Source organism: Rudaea cellulosilytica DSM 22992, from assembly GCF_000378125.1.
Classification (GTDB): Bacteria; Pseudomonadota; Gammaproteobacteria; order Xanthomonadales; family Rhodanobacteraceae; genus Rudaea; species Rudaea cellulosilytica.
The window spans coordinates 658,688-672,387 of record NZ_KB899241.1 but is presented as its reverse complement, the minus strand read 5'-3'; the positions used below and the strand labels follow the sequence as shown (position 1 = coordinate 672,387).

The following is a 13,700-nucleotide window of genomic DNA, read 5'->3' as shown; positions in this document are numbered from 1 at the left end:
GCGTCCATGCTGCGCCGCGCTGGCGCTGCGCCGGGGCGCTCGCCCATAATCCGTCGACGGCCGCAGCAACGGCGGCGGGAATGGGAAATCATGTTCGAACTCAAGCGCACGCCGTTCCACGAGCGTACTTCGCGCCTTTCGCTGCCGCAGAACTGGCGGCGCTGGGCCGGCTATATCGTCGCCGGCTCGTACGACCTCGTCCTCGACCGCGAATACTGGGCGATTCGCGATGCGGCTGCGCTGATCGACATCACGCCGCTGATGAAATACGTCATCGAAGGCCCCGACGCGGCGAAGCTGCTGCACCGCATGACCCCGCGCGACGTGCTCAAGATGGCGGTGGGCCAGGTGTTCTACACCGGCTGGTGCGACGACGATGGCAAGATGCTCGACGACGGTACGATCTCGCGCCTGGCGGAAACGAAATTCCGCCTGACCTCGGCCGAGCCGAGCCTGCGCTGGCTGGCGATGAACGCGGTCGGCATGGACGTGACGATCACCGAGGTCACCGACCAGGTCGCCGCGCTGAGCCTGCAGGGGCCGAAGTCGCGCGCGATCCTCAATCGCGTCTGCGCCAAGCCGCTCGACAAGCTCAAGTTCTTCCGCATGACCGAATCGGCACTGGCCGGCAAGCCGGTGACGATCTCACGCACCGGCTACACGGGCGACCTCGGCTACGAGATCTGGATGGACGCGGGTGACGCGCTCGCGGTCTGGGACGCGCTGATCGAGGCCGGCCGCGACTACGGCATCGTCCCCTGCGGCATCCTCGCGATGGACATGGCGCGCGTCGAGGCCGGTCTGTTCATGATTGACGTCGATTACACCGCGGCCAACCACGCCTGGATCGGCGGGCAAAAGTCGACGCCATTCGAGATGGGCCTGGGCTGGACGGTCGCGCTCGACAAGCCGGGCTATTTCGTCGGCCGCCGCGCGCTCGAGCGCGAACACAAGGAGGGTTCCGCGTGGAAACTCATCGGCCTCGAAGTCGACTGGCAAGGACTCGAACAGCTCTATGCGCGCGTCGGCTTGCCGCCGCAGATTCCGGGCATGGCGATGCGCGGGAGCCTGCCGGTGATGCATGCCGGCAAGCAGATCGGCTATGCCTCGACGAGTACCTGGTCACCGGTACTGAAGAAATACATCGCGCTAGCGCACGTGCAGCGCCCGCACTACGAACCCGGCACGCGCCTCGCGATGGAAGTCACGGTCGAGCATCATCGCCTGCATGCGCCGGCGACGGTGGTCAAGCTGCCCTTTTATGAACCCGAATGGAAACGCAAATGAATTGCGAAACCGGGGCCGCGGTTCGCAGACAAGCGATCGCGGCAGAGCCGCGTCACGCTTGTCGAATCGGTGATTTGGCCGCCGATTCGTCGGCATATCCGTGTGCCGAATGCTGCACGGATGTTTTGTCGAGAGGGTTTGAATGAGTAGCAATCAATACGACGCGATCGTCATCGGCGCAGGCCACAATGGCCTCGTTGCAGCCGCCTACCTCGCGCGCGCCGGCAAGAAGGTTGTGGTGCTCGAGCGCCGCGAAGTGGTCGGTGGCGCGGCGATGACCGAGGAGATCTTCCCCGGCTATCGCTTCACCGAATTCAGCTACGTGGTCAGCCTGTTGCGGCCGGAGATCATCCGCGATCTCGAATTGCCCAGGCACGGTTTGAAGATCCTGCCGCTGCCGAGCACAGTGACGCCGCTCGACAACGGCGACTATCTCGGCAGCTGGGACGACCACGACCTGACTCGGCAGGAGGTCTATCGCCATTCGCCGAAGGACGCCGAGGCCTACGACGAGTATTCGCGCGTCATGGCGCGCGCGGCGAAGGCGATCAAGCCCATCATCAGCATGGTGCCTCCCGATCCGTCGAGCCTGAGCCCGCGCGATCTGCTCGGCCTGCTCAAGCTAGGCCAGTACGCACGCAGCCTCAGCGAGAAAGAGCTGTACCGAATCGCCAAACTCGTGACCCAGTCCTCGGCCGACCTGCTTGACGAATGGTTCGAGTTCGATGCGCTCAAGGGCACGAAGTCGGCGAGCGGCATTATCGGCACGTTCCTCGGCCCGCGCTCACCGGGCACAGCCTACGTGCTGCTGCACCACTACATGGGCGAGATCGACGGCGCGTTTCGCGCCTGGGGTTTCGCCAAGAACGGCACCGGCGGTGTCTCCGCTGCGATTGCACGCTCGGCGCGCGCACTCGGCGTCGAGATCCGCACCAATGCGCCGGTCGACAAGGTCATCGTCAAGGGCGGCGTCGCGGCCGGCGTCGCGTTGCAGAACGGCGACGAGCTGCAGGCGAAGATCGTGCTGTCCGCGGCCGATCCGAAGCGCACGTTCCTGCAGTTCGTCGACGACAAGCATCTTCCTGGCGAATTCACCGATGCGGTGCGCAGCTTCCGCGTGCGCGGCTCGTCGGGCAAGGTCAACATCGCGCTCAACGCGCTGCCCGATTTCACCTGCCTGCCCGGCGAAGGGCCGCTGCACCGCGGCGCGATCTCGATCAGCCCGAGCATCGACTACATCGAGCGTGCCTACGACGAAGCGAAGTACGGCCAGTACTCGAAGAACCCGTACATCGACATGATCATCCCATCGATGATCGACCGCGACATGGCGCCGCCGGGGCATCACGTGATGTCGTGCTTCGTGCAGTACGCGCCATACGACCTCGAGGGTGGCTGGGACGATGCCAAGCGCGAGGCATTCGGCGAGACCGTGATCTCGACGATCGAGAAGTACGCGCCGAACATCCGCCAGTGCATCGTCGGCAAGCAGATGATCACGCCGAAGGACATCGAGCGTATCGCCGGCATCACCGGCGGCAACATCTTCCACGGCGAACTGCTGCTGCACCAACTGTTCTTCTTCCGGCCTGCGCCGCAATGGGCCGATTTCCGCACGCCGCTGCCGGGCTACTACTTCGGTGCGGCCGGCGCACACCCCGGCGGTGGCGTCATGGGCGCACCCGGCAAGCTCGCGGCCGAAGCGATACTCAAGGATCGGAAATAATGGCCTACGACGTCATCATCATCGGCGCGGGCCACAACGGATTGGTCGCCGCGAACTATCTGGCCAAGGCCGGCAAGAAGGTGCTCGTGCTCGAACGCCGGAACATTCCTGGCGGCCAGCTTGTCAGCGAATCGCTCGGTGACGGGTTCAACAACGTCGACACGTTGCATGCGAGTGCGCAGCTGCGCCCGGATATCGTCGCCGATCTCGGCTTGCGCATCGAAGCGCCGCGCGCGGGTTCGGCGTACACCTGCCTACTTGACGGCGGCAAGCGTCTGACCCTCGATGCCGATCCCGCGCGCGCGAGCGCGGCGATCCGCGAGTTCTCCGCACGCGACGCCGAGCGCTGGCCCGAGTTCGTCACCTTCATGGATCGCGCCGCGGCGTTTCTCGATGCCGCCTACCGCACGCCGATGCCGCGTTTGCCGCACTTCGCGCTGCGTGAGGGGTTGCCGCTGGCCGGCCTGCTGTGGAAGCTGCGCCGCCTCGGCGGCCGCGACATGTTCCGCGTCGTGCGCGCGATGTCGATGTCGGCCGAGGAATTCACCGGCGACTGGTTCGAGTCCGAGGCGTTGCGCGCGGCCGTGTCCGCGCTCGCGATCCACGGCGTCACGCTCGGCCCGATGTCGGCCGGTACCGGCTACACGCTGATGCACAACTGGCTCAACCGCGGCGGACTCGCGCATCGCCCGGTTGCGGGCGGTGTCGGTACAATCACTGCCGCGCTGGTCGAGGCACTGATCGCGCGCGGTGGCGAGGTACGCACGTCGGCCGAAGTGCGCAACGTCGTCGTCGAACATCAGCGTGCGCGCGGCGTGTGCCTGGCGAGCGGCGAGGAAATTACCGCGGATTGCGTGATCTCCGCGGCCGATCCGCGCCGTACGTTCCTGCAACTCGTCGGCGCCGCCGAACTGCCGCCCGAGTTCGTCTGGCAGGCGCAGTCGATCAAGCTGCGCGGCTGCGTGGCGAAGGTGCATATCGCAACGGACGGCAGGCACGGTTTGCCGGACGGCACGCTCGCGGTCGCGCCGTCGATCCGCTATCTCGAGCGCGCCTATGACGCGGCCAAGTACGGCGAGATTTCCGCGCAGCCGTATCTGGAAGTCACCATGAGCGGCAACATCGTTTCGATCCACTTCCAGTTCGCGCCGTATGCGCTGCGGCAGGCAGACTGGGAGGCGGCGCGCGCCGTCGTCGCGCAGCGCGCGATCGATACGCTCGACGCGCAGTACCCAGGTTTCAAGGCATCAGTCCAGCGCACGCAGGTGATCACAGCGCGCGATCTCGAATCGAACTACGGCTTGAGCGAGGGCGATCTCAACCACGGCCAGCTCATCCTCGACCAGATATTCTTCATGCGCCCGCTGCCGGGCTGGTCGAAACACGCGACGCCGATCGACGGGCTGTACCTGTGCGGCAGCGGCGTTCACGGCGGCGGCGGCATCAGCGGCGCGAGCGGGCGCAACGCGGCCAGGTCGATTGTCGGAGACTCGCGCTAACAAAGGCTGCGCGGATCGAGATCAATCCGCGCGTGGCCTCTCATCCGCGGCAGGGGCCGCGGGCTTCTGCTTCACATCTTCAATGCACCTTCCACGTCGAGCACCTTGCGCCGGGCGAGGGCGAGATTGGAGCGGGCGCGGTCGAGCACCACGTAGAAGAACAGTCCGGCTTTGCTCGCGACCGGGCGGATGATGTGGTACTGCTTGCCGAGCGTGATCAGGATGTCCTCGATTTCATCCTTGAGGCCGAGCGCTTTCATCGTCTTCAGTTTCGCGCGCACGACTTCGGTGTTGCCCGCAGCCGCGACCTCGAGATCGACGCCGCTGCCTGCCTGGGCCAGCAGCATCCCGCTGTTGCTGTCGACGAGCGAGACCGCCATCGCACCGTCGATCGTCATCAGTTCGCTCATCGATTCGTTCAAATTAGCCATTGCGTATCTCCTCTGTTTTGGCATCGTCATTTCGTCGCCGGCAGGCCGATGCGTACCTGCCCGCGTGGTTTCACAACATGTCGAGTCGCCGCGAAAGCTGTTCGCGGCAGGTTCGTACGGCCCACAGCACCTGGCCGAGGGTGACCTTGTTCGTGCAGAGCACGGCGAGGACGAGTTTCTGCTTGTGATGCGGCAGCTCCATGAGCAGGATGCGACTCTTTTCCGCATCGATGACCATGTCGCGGCAAGCTCCGCTCGCGGTTTCCTTGCACATCGCTTCGGCCAGGGCCAGCAGCGAGCTGGTCATCGCCGACAGCTTCGCCGCCGACAAGCCCGGAGTGAGTTTGGCGGCGATCTCGAACCCGTCGACCGTCGAGATGAGCACGCCGGAGATTTCCGGCTGCAACGTCATCAAAGCGTCGATGTGCGCATGGTAGATCGACGCCTCGGTGCGACTGACGAGCTTGGTTTCCGCGCTCATGGCGTCTCCATGTCGGCGATCGCCGGGACGGCGTGCTGCTCGGCCGCTTCGATCTGATGGAACAGCACGTCGAGCAGCATCAGCACGTCGCGGCGCTCGCGCACATCGACGGACAGGACCGGTGCCGCATAGCCGAGATCGCGCACCGCCTCGTGAAATTCCTCGATGCTCGGCGATGGATGGGTTTGCCAGCGCCCGATGCCGACTACCGCACGCGATTCCGCAAGCGCATCGCCGAAAGCCTGTGCATAGTCACGCAGGTCGCGCAGCGGATCGGGCCGGCTGTTGTCGATGAGGATGATCACGCCGAGCGAGCCCTGGCCGAGGATCTTCCACATGAAGTCGAATCGCGATTGCCCGGGCGTGCCGTACAGGCGCAGCTTGTCGCCGCCGGTCAGCGTGATTTCGCCGTAGTCGAGTGCCGCCGTCGTCGTCGCCTTGGCGTGGCCGCCGCTGTCGTTGTTGGCGACATCGGTGCTGCAGGGTTCGATTTCGCTGACCGCGGCGATGGCCGTGGTCTTGCCCGCGCCCATGCTGCCGGTGAAGATCAATTTGTATTCACGTGGCGACATGGCAATCAAGCGCGCAAACCCAGGGCGGAGCGAATCGTTTTCAGGATCGACGAATAGCGGCGCTGCGGCGCTGCGGCTCGCGCCGGCTCGACCGCCGCGGCGTCGATCAGGATCAGGTCGCACATCGCGCAAGCGTTGACGAAGGCGCGTGCTTCCCACGAGGTGTGATTCGATGCTGCGGCGAGCTGTTCGATCGTGCAGGCACCACGCGACAGCAACGCAGCCATGCGGAAATGGAATGCCTCGTGCGCGAGCCGGCCGAAATCCGGCCAGTGTTTGAGGCTGAACTTTGCCCCTTGCGGCAGGCTGCGCAGCAATACACCGTCGCTGCCTTCCAATCCGATTCGCCACAGCAGCGCGTCTAGATCGCGTCGGCTTTCGGTATGCCCGGCGAGGCGCCGGGCCGATTGCTCATCCATGCGATCGATGCGCAACACGCGTGCGCTCGACCATTGCGCCAAATCTGTTTGCGTAAGTGGCGCTGCCGCATACAGCGATCTCGATGCGGGGACGATGAAGACGGTCTTCGCCCCGCAGTTGACGGCATGCAGGGCCGGCGATTTCGCCTGCATCAATTCGTGCAGAGTATCGGCGACGCTGCGACTGTCGACCGCTTCCGCAGCGACCGGAGCGGCATCGCGGCGAATATGGTCTGTCGAACGGGAGATATCGTTGAGCAACGCGATGAATTCGCTGCTCTTGATCGGTGCATGCAGGACCTTCGTGCCCGGCAGCGAATCGTCGCCGTCGTGGACCACGGACACGCAGGTGGGGGCAGCGGATTGACCGGCGCGCCGCAGCGCCACGCCTGCGAGATTCGAATTCGGATTGCACAGGGCTACGTCCGCTTCGAAGCCCTCGTAAAATGTCCAGTCGTCGACTGTTTTTGTCCCGATCACCTGGATGAGCGACTTGATCAACAGTTCGTCGCGCAATGGCAAGCCGACAGTGGTCAGTTTTCGCGCTCTGGAAAGCATGGCGAGGCGCGCTAACCGGTCGTGCGAGAAGAAGAAGGAGTCGCCGCGGCGACGGGCGAGCTGCCTGTCGCAGTTCCGTGCATTTTCGCAGGCCGCACAAGCCCGACCCCAGCGCCAGGGTAGCGAATGCCCATAATTACTTTCCCCTGATTTTAGTTCTTCAATCGCAGATCGAGCGAATTGAAGCGCGGTATTAAAACCCCGGAAAAGATATTAGGAAGGTCGCAACTAAAAATGTGTGATCGTTTCAGCATTGGGCCGCTGAGGACGAAAACTTTTTTAAGTTCTTTCCGCGAACTGCCAATTAATGCGCACATCCGGAGCGCGCCGCGGCGGCAACTCGCGACGCGCGATCCGAATCTCGACGACTGTTGAGCGCGAGACACAGTCGTGGGCTGCCCTGCCACGACGCAGGCGACTCGTGGGGCCGTGCATTCGCACGGGCAAAAAAAAGCCCCGCATGAGAGCGGGGCTTTTGATCGGAACCGATTTGGTCAGGCGACTTGAACCTGATCGGCCTGCAGGCCCTTCGGGCCCTGCACGGTCACGAAGGTGACCTTCTGGCCTTCCTGCAGGGTCTTGAAACCCGAACCCTGGATCGAACGGAAGTGGACGAACAGGTCCGCGCCGCTTTCCGGGGTGATGAAGCCAAAGCCCTTAGCGTCGTTGAACCATTTCACGGTGCCGGTCTGACGGTCAGCCATGTTTAACTCCTTGCAAAGATGAGTGAAAGAAAAATCGCGACTTCGGGAGACCCGAAACCGAGACTGTGATTGCGAAAGGAGAACACGGGCGAAACGTGAAGCGGTTCGTTGGATCGACCCAACGGCCACGGTGCACTGTGACCTTTGCAAAACGCAGTGCGTGCACAATACAGGCAAATTAACGGAAAAGCCACACCGGACGCTGCGCAAGCAGTGCGTCACCTGTCACAATCGGGGTCAAATCGCAGGGGGATTGATGAAATACGGGTCGATATGGATGCTATTGCTCGCCGTCCTCGTCACCGCGGGGTGCGCGGGCACGGCGCAGAAAATTCCGCGTGCGCAGGCGCAGCGGGAGGTCGAGGCGACCGAACGCGCGTTCGCGAAAACCATGGCCGATCGCGACCACGCGGCCTTCGCGGGCTTCCTCGGAGAGGATGCGATCTTCTTCGGCGGCAAGGAGCCGCTGCGCGGCAAGGCCCAGGTCGCGGCGGGCTGGAAGAAGTATTTCGAGCAGTCCGCCGCCCCGTTCTCGTGGGAGCCGGCGCAGGTCGAGGTACTCGATTCGGGCCTGCTCGCGCTGAGCACGGGGCCGGTGCGGGGTGCCGACGGCAAGATCATCGCCACGTTCAATTCGATCTGGCAGCGCCAGCCGTCCGGTGTGTGGCGTATCGTGTTCGACAAAGGCAGCGAGGTGTGTGGCGATGGCAAGTAATGCGGCGCTGGTCGAAACCGGCGAAGTTGCGGTGAACTCCAAATGGCGTGTGTTGTTCGCGAGCCTGATCGGCACGACGATCGAGTTCTTCGATTTCTACATCTTCGCCACGGCTGCGGTACTCGTGTTCCCGAAGCTGTTCTTCCCTGCTGGCGACCCGACCTCGGCGCAGCTGCAGTCGTTCGCGACGTTCGCCGTCGCCTTCTTCGCACGCCCGGTCGGTTCGGCCGTGTTCGGCCATTTTGGCGACCGTGTCGGACGCAAGGCGACTCTCGTCGCCGCGTTGCTGACGATGGGCGTGTCGACCGTGATCATCGGCCTGTTGCCGACCTATGCCGCAATCGGTGTCGCCGCGCCGTTGCTGCTCGTGCTCTGCCGTTTCGGCCAGGGCCTCGGCCTCGGCGGCGAGTGGGGCGGTGCAGTGCTGCTCGCGACCGAGAACGCGCCGCCGGGCAAGCGCGCGTGGTACGGCATGTTTCCGCAGCTCGGTGCACCGATCGGCTTTGTCTGCTCGGCCGGAATTTTCCTCGTTCTGACCGCGACGATGAACGATGCGCAATTCTTCGCCTGGGGCTGGCGCGTGCCGTTCCTGCTTTCCTCGCTGCTTGTCCTGGTCGGCCTGTACGTGCGCCTGCGCCTGAATGAGACGCCGGCATTCCTGCGCGCGATCGAGCAGAACGAGCGCGTCGCGGTGCCGATCGGCGCGGTGCTCTCGCGCCATGCGCTGATCCTCGTGATCGCGACGTTCGTCTGCCTGGCGACCTTCGTCCTGTTCTATTTGATGACGGTGTTTTCGTTGAGCTGGGGCACGGGGCCGCTGGCCTATCCGCGCGGCCAGTTCCTGATCATGCAGATCCTCGCCATGCTCGCGTTCGCCGTGGCCATCCCGCTGTCGGCCGTGATTGCCGACAAGCGCGGCCGGCGCGCGATGCTGATCGTCGCGACGATCGCGATCCTGGCTTTTGGACTGCTGTTCGGGCCGATGTTCGTCAAGGATCAACCGATGCTCGTGCTGGTCTTCCTCGCCCTCGGACTGTTTCTCATGGGCTTGACCTACGGTCCGCTCGGCACGGCGATGGCCGAGCTGTTCCCGACCGCGGTGCGCTACACCGGCGCCTCGCTCGCGTTCAATCTCGCCGGCATCCTCGGTGCCTCGCTCGCGCCGTACTTCGCGACCTCGCTGGCGCGCGACTACGGCATCGCCGCAGTGGGCTGGTATCTGGCCGGTGCGGCGTTGTTGACCTTGCTCGCCCTGCTTGCGATCAGGCCGGGTCAGGTCCACGACTGAGCCGCGAAGCCCTCTCCCGAAGGCTCTATCGTTGCGGGGGAGGGTTGGCTGAAGGGGCGCCCTTCAATGGCAGCAGGTTGCGCAGCTCGTCCTTCTCGACAGCAGTGATCGAACTGTCGGCCTGCTTCTTCATCAGATCTTCCACGCGCTGCTGCATGGTCTGCCGATCGAGCTGTTTGAGCGCGTCGAAGAACTCCGCGCGCCAGGCGTCTTCGCCGCCAGGGAACTCCATCACCGCGAGCTTTTGCAGCGCGCGACCTTCCTCGCGTTCGGCGTAGAGATCGACGATCGCAGCCGTGGAAATCTCCCGCCGCTCGCGGCACAGCGCGATCATTTCGACGAGCAGCGCGATACCGGGCAGGCGCAGCGCGGAGAACGTATGCGGTGGCTCGATCGCGGCGGCAAAACCGGGATTCTGCAGCAGCAGGGCAACGGCGATGCGCACGAGCGAGCGCTCCTGCGGCCGCGTCGGTTTGCGCGGCGTGTCGCTCACGGGCGCTTCGATGCGCAGCGTCACATTCGCGCGCCGGTCGAGCTCGGCCAGCATCAGGTCGCGGAACGCGCCATCGGGAATCTGAGTCAGCAGCGGCCGCGCGCGTTCGGCGAGGCGCGCCTTGCCGTCGAGGCTGGCCAGATTCACGTCGCTGCTCAAGTTCGCGAAGAAGAATTCGGACAGCGGTGTCGCCGATTTCAATCTTTCCTCGAAACCGCCTTGTCCTTCGCTGCGCACGAGCGAATCCGGGTCCTCGCCTTCGGGCAGGAACAGGAAGAACGCCTGGCGCCCGTCGCGCATGCGCGGCAGCACCGACTCGACCGCCTTCCACGCCGCGCCGCGACCCGCACGGTCGCCGTCGAAGCAGAAGTATACATCTGCACAATTTCGAAAAAGCAGTTCGGCATGATCGCGCGTGGTCGCGGTGCCGAGCGTGGCGACGGCCTGGGTCACGCCGTGCTGGAACAGCGCGATCACGTCCATGTAGCCTTCGACCACGATCAGGCGCGGAATCTTCGCGTGCGCCTGACGCACCTGCCAGAGCGCGAACAGTTGTTGGCCTTTATGGAACAGTGTCGTCTCGGGCGAGTTAAGGTACTTCGGGCCGGAGTCTTCGGTTTTTTCGAGGATGCGTCCGCCGAATGCGATCGTGCGCCCGCGCCGGTCGGCGATCGGGAACATCACCCGGTTGCGGAAATATTCGTACTTGCCGCGCTCGCCGCTTTTGACCAGGCCGCTCTTTTCGAGTAGCGCCATGCGCTGCGCGGAAGTGCCGAGCGCGGTTTTCAGCGCATCCCACTGATCGGGCGCGTAGCCGAGGCCGAAGCGGCTGATCGTCTCCGCATCGAGTCCGCGCGATTCGAAATAGGCGCGCGCCTTGTCGCTCTTCGCCAGCTCGCGCTGATAGAACTTCGCTGCCGCATCGAGCAGGGTGTACAGGTCAGTCGAATCCTCGACCGGGCGCGCGCCGCCGCCCTCGTACGGCACCTTGAGGCCGACGCGCGCGGCAAGTTCTTCGACCGCGTCGGGAAATTCCATGCGGTCGTAGTTCATCAGGAACCCGATCGCGCTGCCGTGCGCGCCACAGCCGAAGCAGTGGTAGAACTGCTTGGCCGGACTGACCGTGAACGACGGCGAGCGCTCGTCGTGAAACGGGCAGCGTGCGCTCCAGTCGCGCCCAGCCTTGCGCAGCGGCACGCGCTGCTCTATCACCTCGACGATGTCGATGCGCGCGAGCAGTTCGTCGATGAATTGGGCGGGGATGCGGCCGGACATGGACCGCCATTTTAGCGTGTACGGATGTCCGCCAAGCTTATTTGCACAGATGTCGCAGCAACTCGAAGCCTTTGCTCCAGCGGCCGAGGCCGCTCAGAGCATTGATATGCCCTGCCGCGCCGATAGCGACCAGCTCGCTGCCCCAGGCGGTCGCGCAATCACGCGCATAGCCGAGGTCGGCGTACGGATCGTCGCTGCTGGCGACAATGAGGCTTCTGAACGGCAGCGGTTGCATCGGCGGACGCGCAAAGCCGATCGCTGCCGAAGGAAATTCCGGAGCCGCGGGATCGGGCACCGCGACCAGCAATGCCGCCTTGATGCGCTGGTGCGTGCTTGCCACCCAGTGTGCAACGAGCAGGCAGCCCAGGCTGTGCGCGACCAGCACGGTCTCGGGTCCGATTTGCGCGACCGCATCTTCGAGGCGCGCCCGCCAATCCTTGCAGACCGGATGCGTCCAGTCGTCTTGCGCGACGCGCCGGAACGAGGGGTTTTCCGCTTCCCACCGGCTTTGCCAATGCATCGGTCCCGAGTCGCCGCAGCCCGGCAGCATCAGAATTTTCGCGCTCCCTGGAAAGTGACCCATACCCGCGCCCGGCTATTTCCGCATAACCTTTGCCGCCGGTCTGTGCAGGGTGGCGTCGATGTTCTCGAGGAACGTACGCTCCTCGCGCACGATGAAGCGGCGGTCGCTCGAAAACAAGAAGTTCCCGCGCGCGTCCGCATCTGCCCGCAGGCGTGCGCGATACGCCTCGTACGCGGCAAGACTTTCACACGAGATCAACCCCCAGCCGATATCGTTGGTGCCTTCGCACGGCGTGAAGTAGCCGACCAGATCTCCTCCGCAACGCGGGATGATCGTGGACCATTTCTCGGCATATTCGGCGAACGCCGCGCGCTGGAATGGATCGATCTGGTAGCGGATGAAACAGGTGATGCTCATGCCGGCTTCCTTATGCTGAGGTTGGATTCAACATAACGTTGCCGAACCGGAAAGGGTTCGATTCGCATCGAACCATGACGGCGTGTCTTGTGGCAGCATCGTGGCGTGAGCGAAGAACCCGACATTGCCGCCATTGCCGCGCTGATAGGCGAACCGGCGCGCGCGAAATTGCTGATGGCCCTGATGGGTGGCCAGGCTCTCACCGCGACGGAGCTGGCGAATGCCGGCGGCGTGACCAAGCAGACCGCGAGTTCGCATCTGCGCCGGCTGTGCGACGCGCAGTTGCTCAGCGTCGAGGCTCAGGGGCGCCATCGCTACTTCCGGCTCGCCGACCGCATGGTGGCTCAGCTTCTGGAGAGTCTGTTCGATGTTTCGACGCGATTGGCCGCACCGTCGCCGCCGCGTTTCGGCCCGCGCGATCCGGCATTGCGCCGGGCGCGAGTCTGCTACGACCATCTGGCTGGCGATCTCGCCGTGGAGTTGTTCGAACAGGTTGCGCCGCGTTGCTTCGTCGAGCCGCAACACGGCTTGCAGCTCAATGCGCGAGGCCTCCGTTTCTTCCGCGACTTCGGCATCGACGTGGACGCGCTGTCGGCGCAGAAGCGCCCGCTGTGCCGCACCTGCCTGGACTGGAGCGCGCGCCGGCATCACCTCGCCGGATCGCTTGGCGCGGCGTTATTGGATCGGTTCTTTGTCCTTGGCTGGGCGCGCCGCGTGCGGCGGTCGCGCGCGGTGCTTTTCACGGCGCAGGGTGAGTTCGAACTGCGCCGGCAGTTCCGCCTGACCGGCTGAGCTCAGCCGAGCGCCGCCAGTTTGGCCTTGACCAGCTCCGACAACTTGCCCATGTCGGTGCGGCCCGCGACCTTGGGCTTGACCAGGCCCATGACCTTGCCCATGTCCTTGGCGCTGGTGGCGCCCGCTTCGGTAATCGCGGTGGCGATGGCCGCGTCGACTTCCGCGGAGCTGAGCTGCGCCGGCAGATAGTGTTGGATCACGCCGACCTCGAACTTTTCCTTGTCGGCGAGATCGTGGCGCGCAGCCGCTTCGAACTGGGTGATCGAATCGCGGCGCTGTTTGAGCATCTTCTCGAGCACGCCGAGCACGGCTGCGTCGTCGAGCATGATGCGCTCGTCGACTTCGCGCTGCTTGATCGCGGCGTTGATCAGACGGATGACTTCCAGGCGCGTGCGGTCGCCCGACTTCATCGCGGTCTTCATGTCTTCGGTCAGCTGTTGCTTGAGGCTCATACTTCTTTTCTCGGAGAAGTGCGGCCAGGGATGGCCGCTGCGTGATCTTTGCGTTCACGGATGAA

At 64.4% G+C, this 13,700-nt stretch carries 15 protein-coding genes; 6 read left to right on the top strand and 9 right to left on the bottom strand.

Features of this window, described 5'->3' with window-relative positions; genetic code table 11:
* The first annotated feature begins 90 nt into the window (after positions 1-90).
* The 3 genes from F455_RS0103030 to F455_RS23175 all read left to right on the top strand — a co-directional run bounded on the left by F455_RS0103030 (position 91) and on the right by F455_RS23175 (position 4,512).
* On the top strand, positions 91-1,287 hold the full coding sequence (locus F455_RS0103030) for an aminomethyl transferase family protein (protein WP_018971787.1): 1,197 nt from the start codon (positions 91-93) through the stop codon (positions 1,285-1,287).
* Between the two features lie 142 nt (positions 1,288-1,429).
* Complete coding sequence (locus F455_RS0103025; protein WP_018971786.1) at positions 1,430-3,013, top strand: phytoene desaturase family protein; 1,584 nt, start codon at positions 1,430-1,432, stop codon at positions 3,011-3,013.
* The gene (locus F455_RS23175; RefSeq protein ID WP_018971785.1) at positions 3,013-4,512 is read left to right on the top strand and encodes a phytoene desaturase family protein; all 1,500 of its coding nucleotides are present in this window, start codon (positions 3,013-3,015) and stop codon (positions 4,510-4,512) included. Before F455_RS0103025 ends, F455_RS23175 begins: the two co-directional genes overlap by 1 nt.
* 71 nt (positions 4,513-4,583) lie before the next feature.
* Here the strand turns inward: F455_RS23175 and F455_RS0103015 are convergent, their stop codons facing one another.
* The 5 genes from F455_RS0103015 to F455_RS0102995 all read right to left on the bottom strand — a co-directional run bounded on the left by F455_RS0103015 (position 4,584) and on the right by F455_RS0102995 (position 7,677).
* A complete protein-coding gene (locus F455_RS0103015) occupies positions 4,584-4,943 on the bottom strand; it encodes a hypothetical protein (protein ID WP_018971784.1) in 360 nt (119 codons plus the stop codon).
* Between the two features lie 70 nt (positions 4,944-5,013).
* A complete protein-coding gene (locus tag F455_RS21765) occupies positions 5,014-5,424 on the bottom strand; it encodes a roadblock/LC7 domain-containing protein (RefSeq protein ID WP_018971783.1) in 411 nt (136 codons plus the stop codon).
* Positions 5,421-5,996 carry a GTP-binding protein gene (locus tag F455_RS0103005; RefSeq protein WP_018971782.1) on the bottom strand — a complete coding sequence of 192 codons (576 nt, stop codon included), beginning with the start codon at positions 5,994-5,996 and terminating at the stop codon, positions 5,421-5,423. Before F455_RS0103005 ends, F455_RS21765 begins: the two co-directional genes overlap by 4 nt.
* A 5-nt stretch (positions 5,997-6,001) precedes the next feature.
* The gene (locus F455_RS0103000) at positions 6,002-6,973 is read right to left on the bottom strand and encodes a hypothetical protein (protein WP_157578393.1); all 972 of its coding nucleotides are present in this window, start codon (positions 6,971-6,973) and stop codon (positions 6,002-6,004) included.
* Positions 6,974-7,467: 494 nt separating this feature from the next.
* Positions 7,468-7,677: a cold-shock protein gene (locus tag F455_RS0102995; RefSeq protein ID WP_018971780.1), complete on the bottom strand. Its 210-nt coding sequence runs from the start codon at positions 7,675-7,677 to the stop codon at positions 7,468-7,470.
* 256 nt (positions 7,678-7,933) lie between these two features.
* Between F455_RS0102995 and F455_RS0102990 the strand changes: the two genes are divergently transcribed.
* Both F455_RS0102990 and F455_RS0102985 read left to right on the top strand, forming a co-directional pair.
* Positions 7,934-8,392 (top strand): YybH family protein, encoded by a 459-nt coding sequence (locus tag F455_RS0102990; protein ID WP_026293011.1) that lies wholly within the window; start codon positions 7,934-7,936, stop codon positions 8,390-8,392.
* Positions 8,382-9,680 carry an MFS transporter gene (locus F455_RS0102985; protein WP_018971778.1) on the top strand — a complete coding sequence of 433 codons (1,299 nt, stop codon included), beginning with the start codon at positions 8,382-8,384 and terminating at the stop codon, positions 9,678-9,680. The genes F455_RS0102990 and F455_RS0102985 overlap by 11 nt, the downstream gene beginning before the upstream one ends.
* Before the next feature lie 25 nt (positions 9,681-9,705).
* Here F455_RS0102985 and dnaG read toward each other — a convergent pair whose 3' ends face one another.
* From dnaG to F455_RS0102970, 3 genes are read right to left on the bottom strand one after another with little or no spacing between them, the layout of a single operon-like run.
* Positions 9,706-11,448, bottom strand: a complete 1,743-nt coding sequence (dnaG, locus tag F455_RS0102980) for a DNA primase (RefSeq protein ID WP_018971777.1) — start codon at positions 11,446-11,448, stop codon at positions 9,706-9,708.
* A gap of 37 nt (positions 11,449-11,485) precedes the next feature.
* Entirely contained in the window at positions 11,486-11,998 is a 513-nt protein-coding gene (locus tag F455_RS0102975; RefSeq protein WP_018971776.1) for an RBBP9/YdeN family alpha/beta hydrolase, read from the bottom strand.
* Positions 11,999-12,043: 45 nt separating this feature from the next.
* Entirely contained in the window at positions 12,044-12,388 is a 345-nt protein-coding gene (locus F455_RS0102970) for an NIPSNAP family protein (protein WP_018971775.1), read from the bottom strand.
* 105 nt (positions 12,389-12,493) lie between these two features.
* Here F455_RS0102970 and F455_RS0102965 point away from each other — a divergent pair, with 105 nt between their 5' ends.
* Positions 12,494-13,180, top strand: a complete 687-nt coding sequence (locus F455_RS0102965; RefSeq protein WP_033409150.1) for an ArsR/SmtB family transcription factor — start codon at positions 12,494-12,496, stop codon at positions 13,178-13,180.
* A gap of 2 nt (positions 13,181-13,182) precedes the next feature.
* On the opposite strand, the gene F455_RS0102960 is transcribed toward F455_RS0102965, so the two are convergent.
* Positions 13,183-13,635 carry a GatB/YqeY domain-containing protein gene (locus tag F455_RS0102960; protein WP_018971773.1) on the bottom strand — a complete coding sequence of 151 codons (453 nt, stop codon included), beginning with the start codon at positions 13,633-13,635 and terminating at the stop codon, positions 13,183-13,185.
* Between the last annotated feature and the right edge of the window lie 65 nt (positions 13,636-13,700).

Bases quoted from the DNA above. Each gene is read 5' to 3' on its own strand.
- F455_RS0103025 (WP_018971786.1), top strand. From the start codon at position 1,430: ATGAGTAGCAATCAATACGACGCGATCGTCATCGGCGCAGGCCACAAT.
- F455_RS0103005 (WP_018971782.1), bottom strand. From the start codon at position 5,996: ATGTCGCCACGTGAATACAAATTGATCTTCACCGGCAGCATGGGCGCG.
- dnaG (WP_018971777.1), bottom strand. From the start codon at position 11,448: ATGTCCGGCCGCATCCCCGCCCAATTCATCGACGAACTGCTCGCGCGC.
- F455_RS0103030 (WP_018971787.1), top strand. From the start codon at position 91: ATGTTCGAACTCAAGCGCACGCCGTTCCACGAGCGTACTTCGCGCCTT.
- F455_RS0103000 (WP_157578393.1), bottom strand. From the start codon at position 6,973: ATGCTTTCCAGAGCGCGAAAACTGACCACTGTCGGCTTGCCATTGCGC.
- F455_RS21765 (WP_018971783.1), bottom strand. From the start codon at position 5,424: ATGAGCGCGGAAACCAAGCTCGTCAGTCGCACCGAGGCGTCGATCTAC.
- F455_RS0103015 (WP_018971784.1), bottom strand. From the start codon at position 4,943: ATGGCTAATTTGAACGAATCGATGAGCGAACTGATGACGATCGACGGT.
- F455_RS0102975 (WP_018971776.1), bottom strand. From the start codon at position 11,998: ATGCTGCCGGGCTGCGGCGACTCGGGACCGATGCATTGGCAAAGCCGG.
- F455_RS0102970 (WP_018971775.1), bottom strand. From the start codon at position 12,388: ATGAGCATCACCTGTTTCATCCGCTACCAGATCGATCCATTCCAGCGC.
- F455_RS0102960 (WP_018971773.1), bottom strand. From the start codon at position 13,635: ATGAGCCTCAAGCAACAGCTGACCGAAGACATGAAGACCGCGATGAAG.
- F455_RS0102995 (WP_018971780.1), bottom strand. From the start codon at position 7,677: ATGGCTGACCGTCAGACCGGCACCGTGAAATGGTTCAACGACGCTAAG.
- F455_RS0102990 (WP_026293011.1), top strand. From the start codon at position 7,934: ATGAAATACGGGTCGATATGGATGCTATTGCTCGCCGTCCTCGTCACC.
- F455_RS0102985 (WP_018971778.1), top strand. From the start codon at position 8,382: ATGGCAAGTAATGCGGCGCTGGTCGAAACCGGCGAAGTTGCGGTGAAC.
- F455_RS23175 (WP_018971785.1), top strand. From the start codon at position 3,013: ATGGCCTACGACGTCATCATCATCGGCGCGGGCCACAACGGATTGGTC.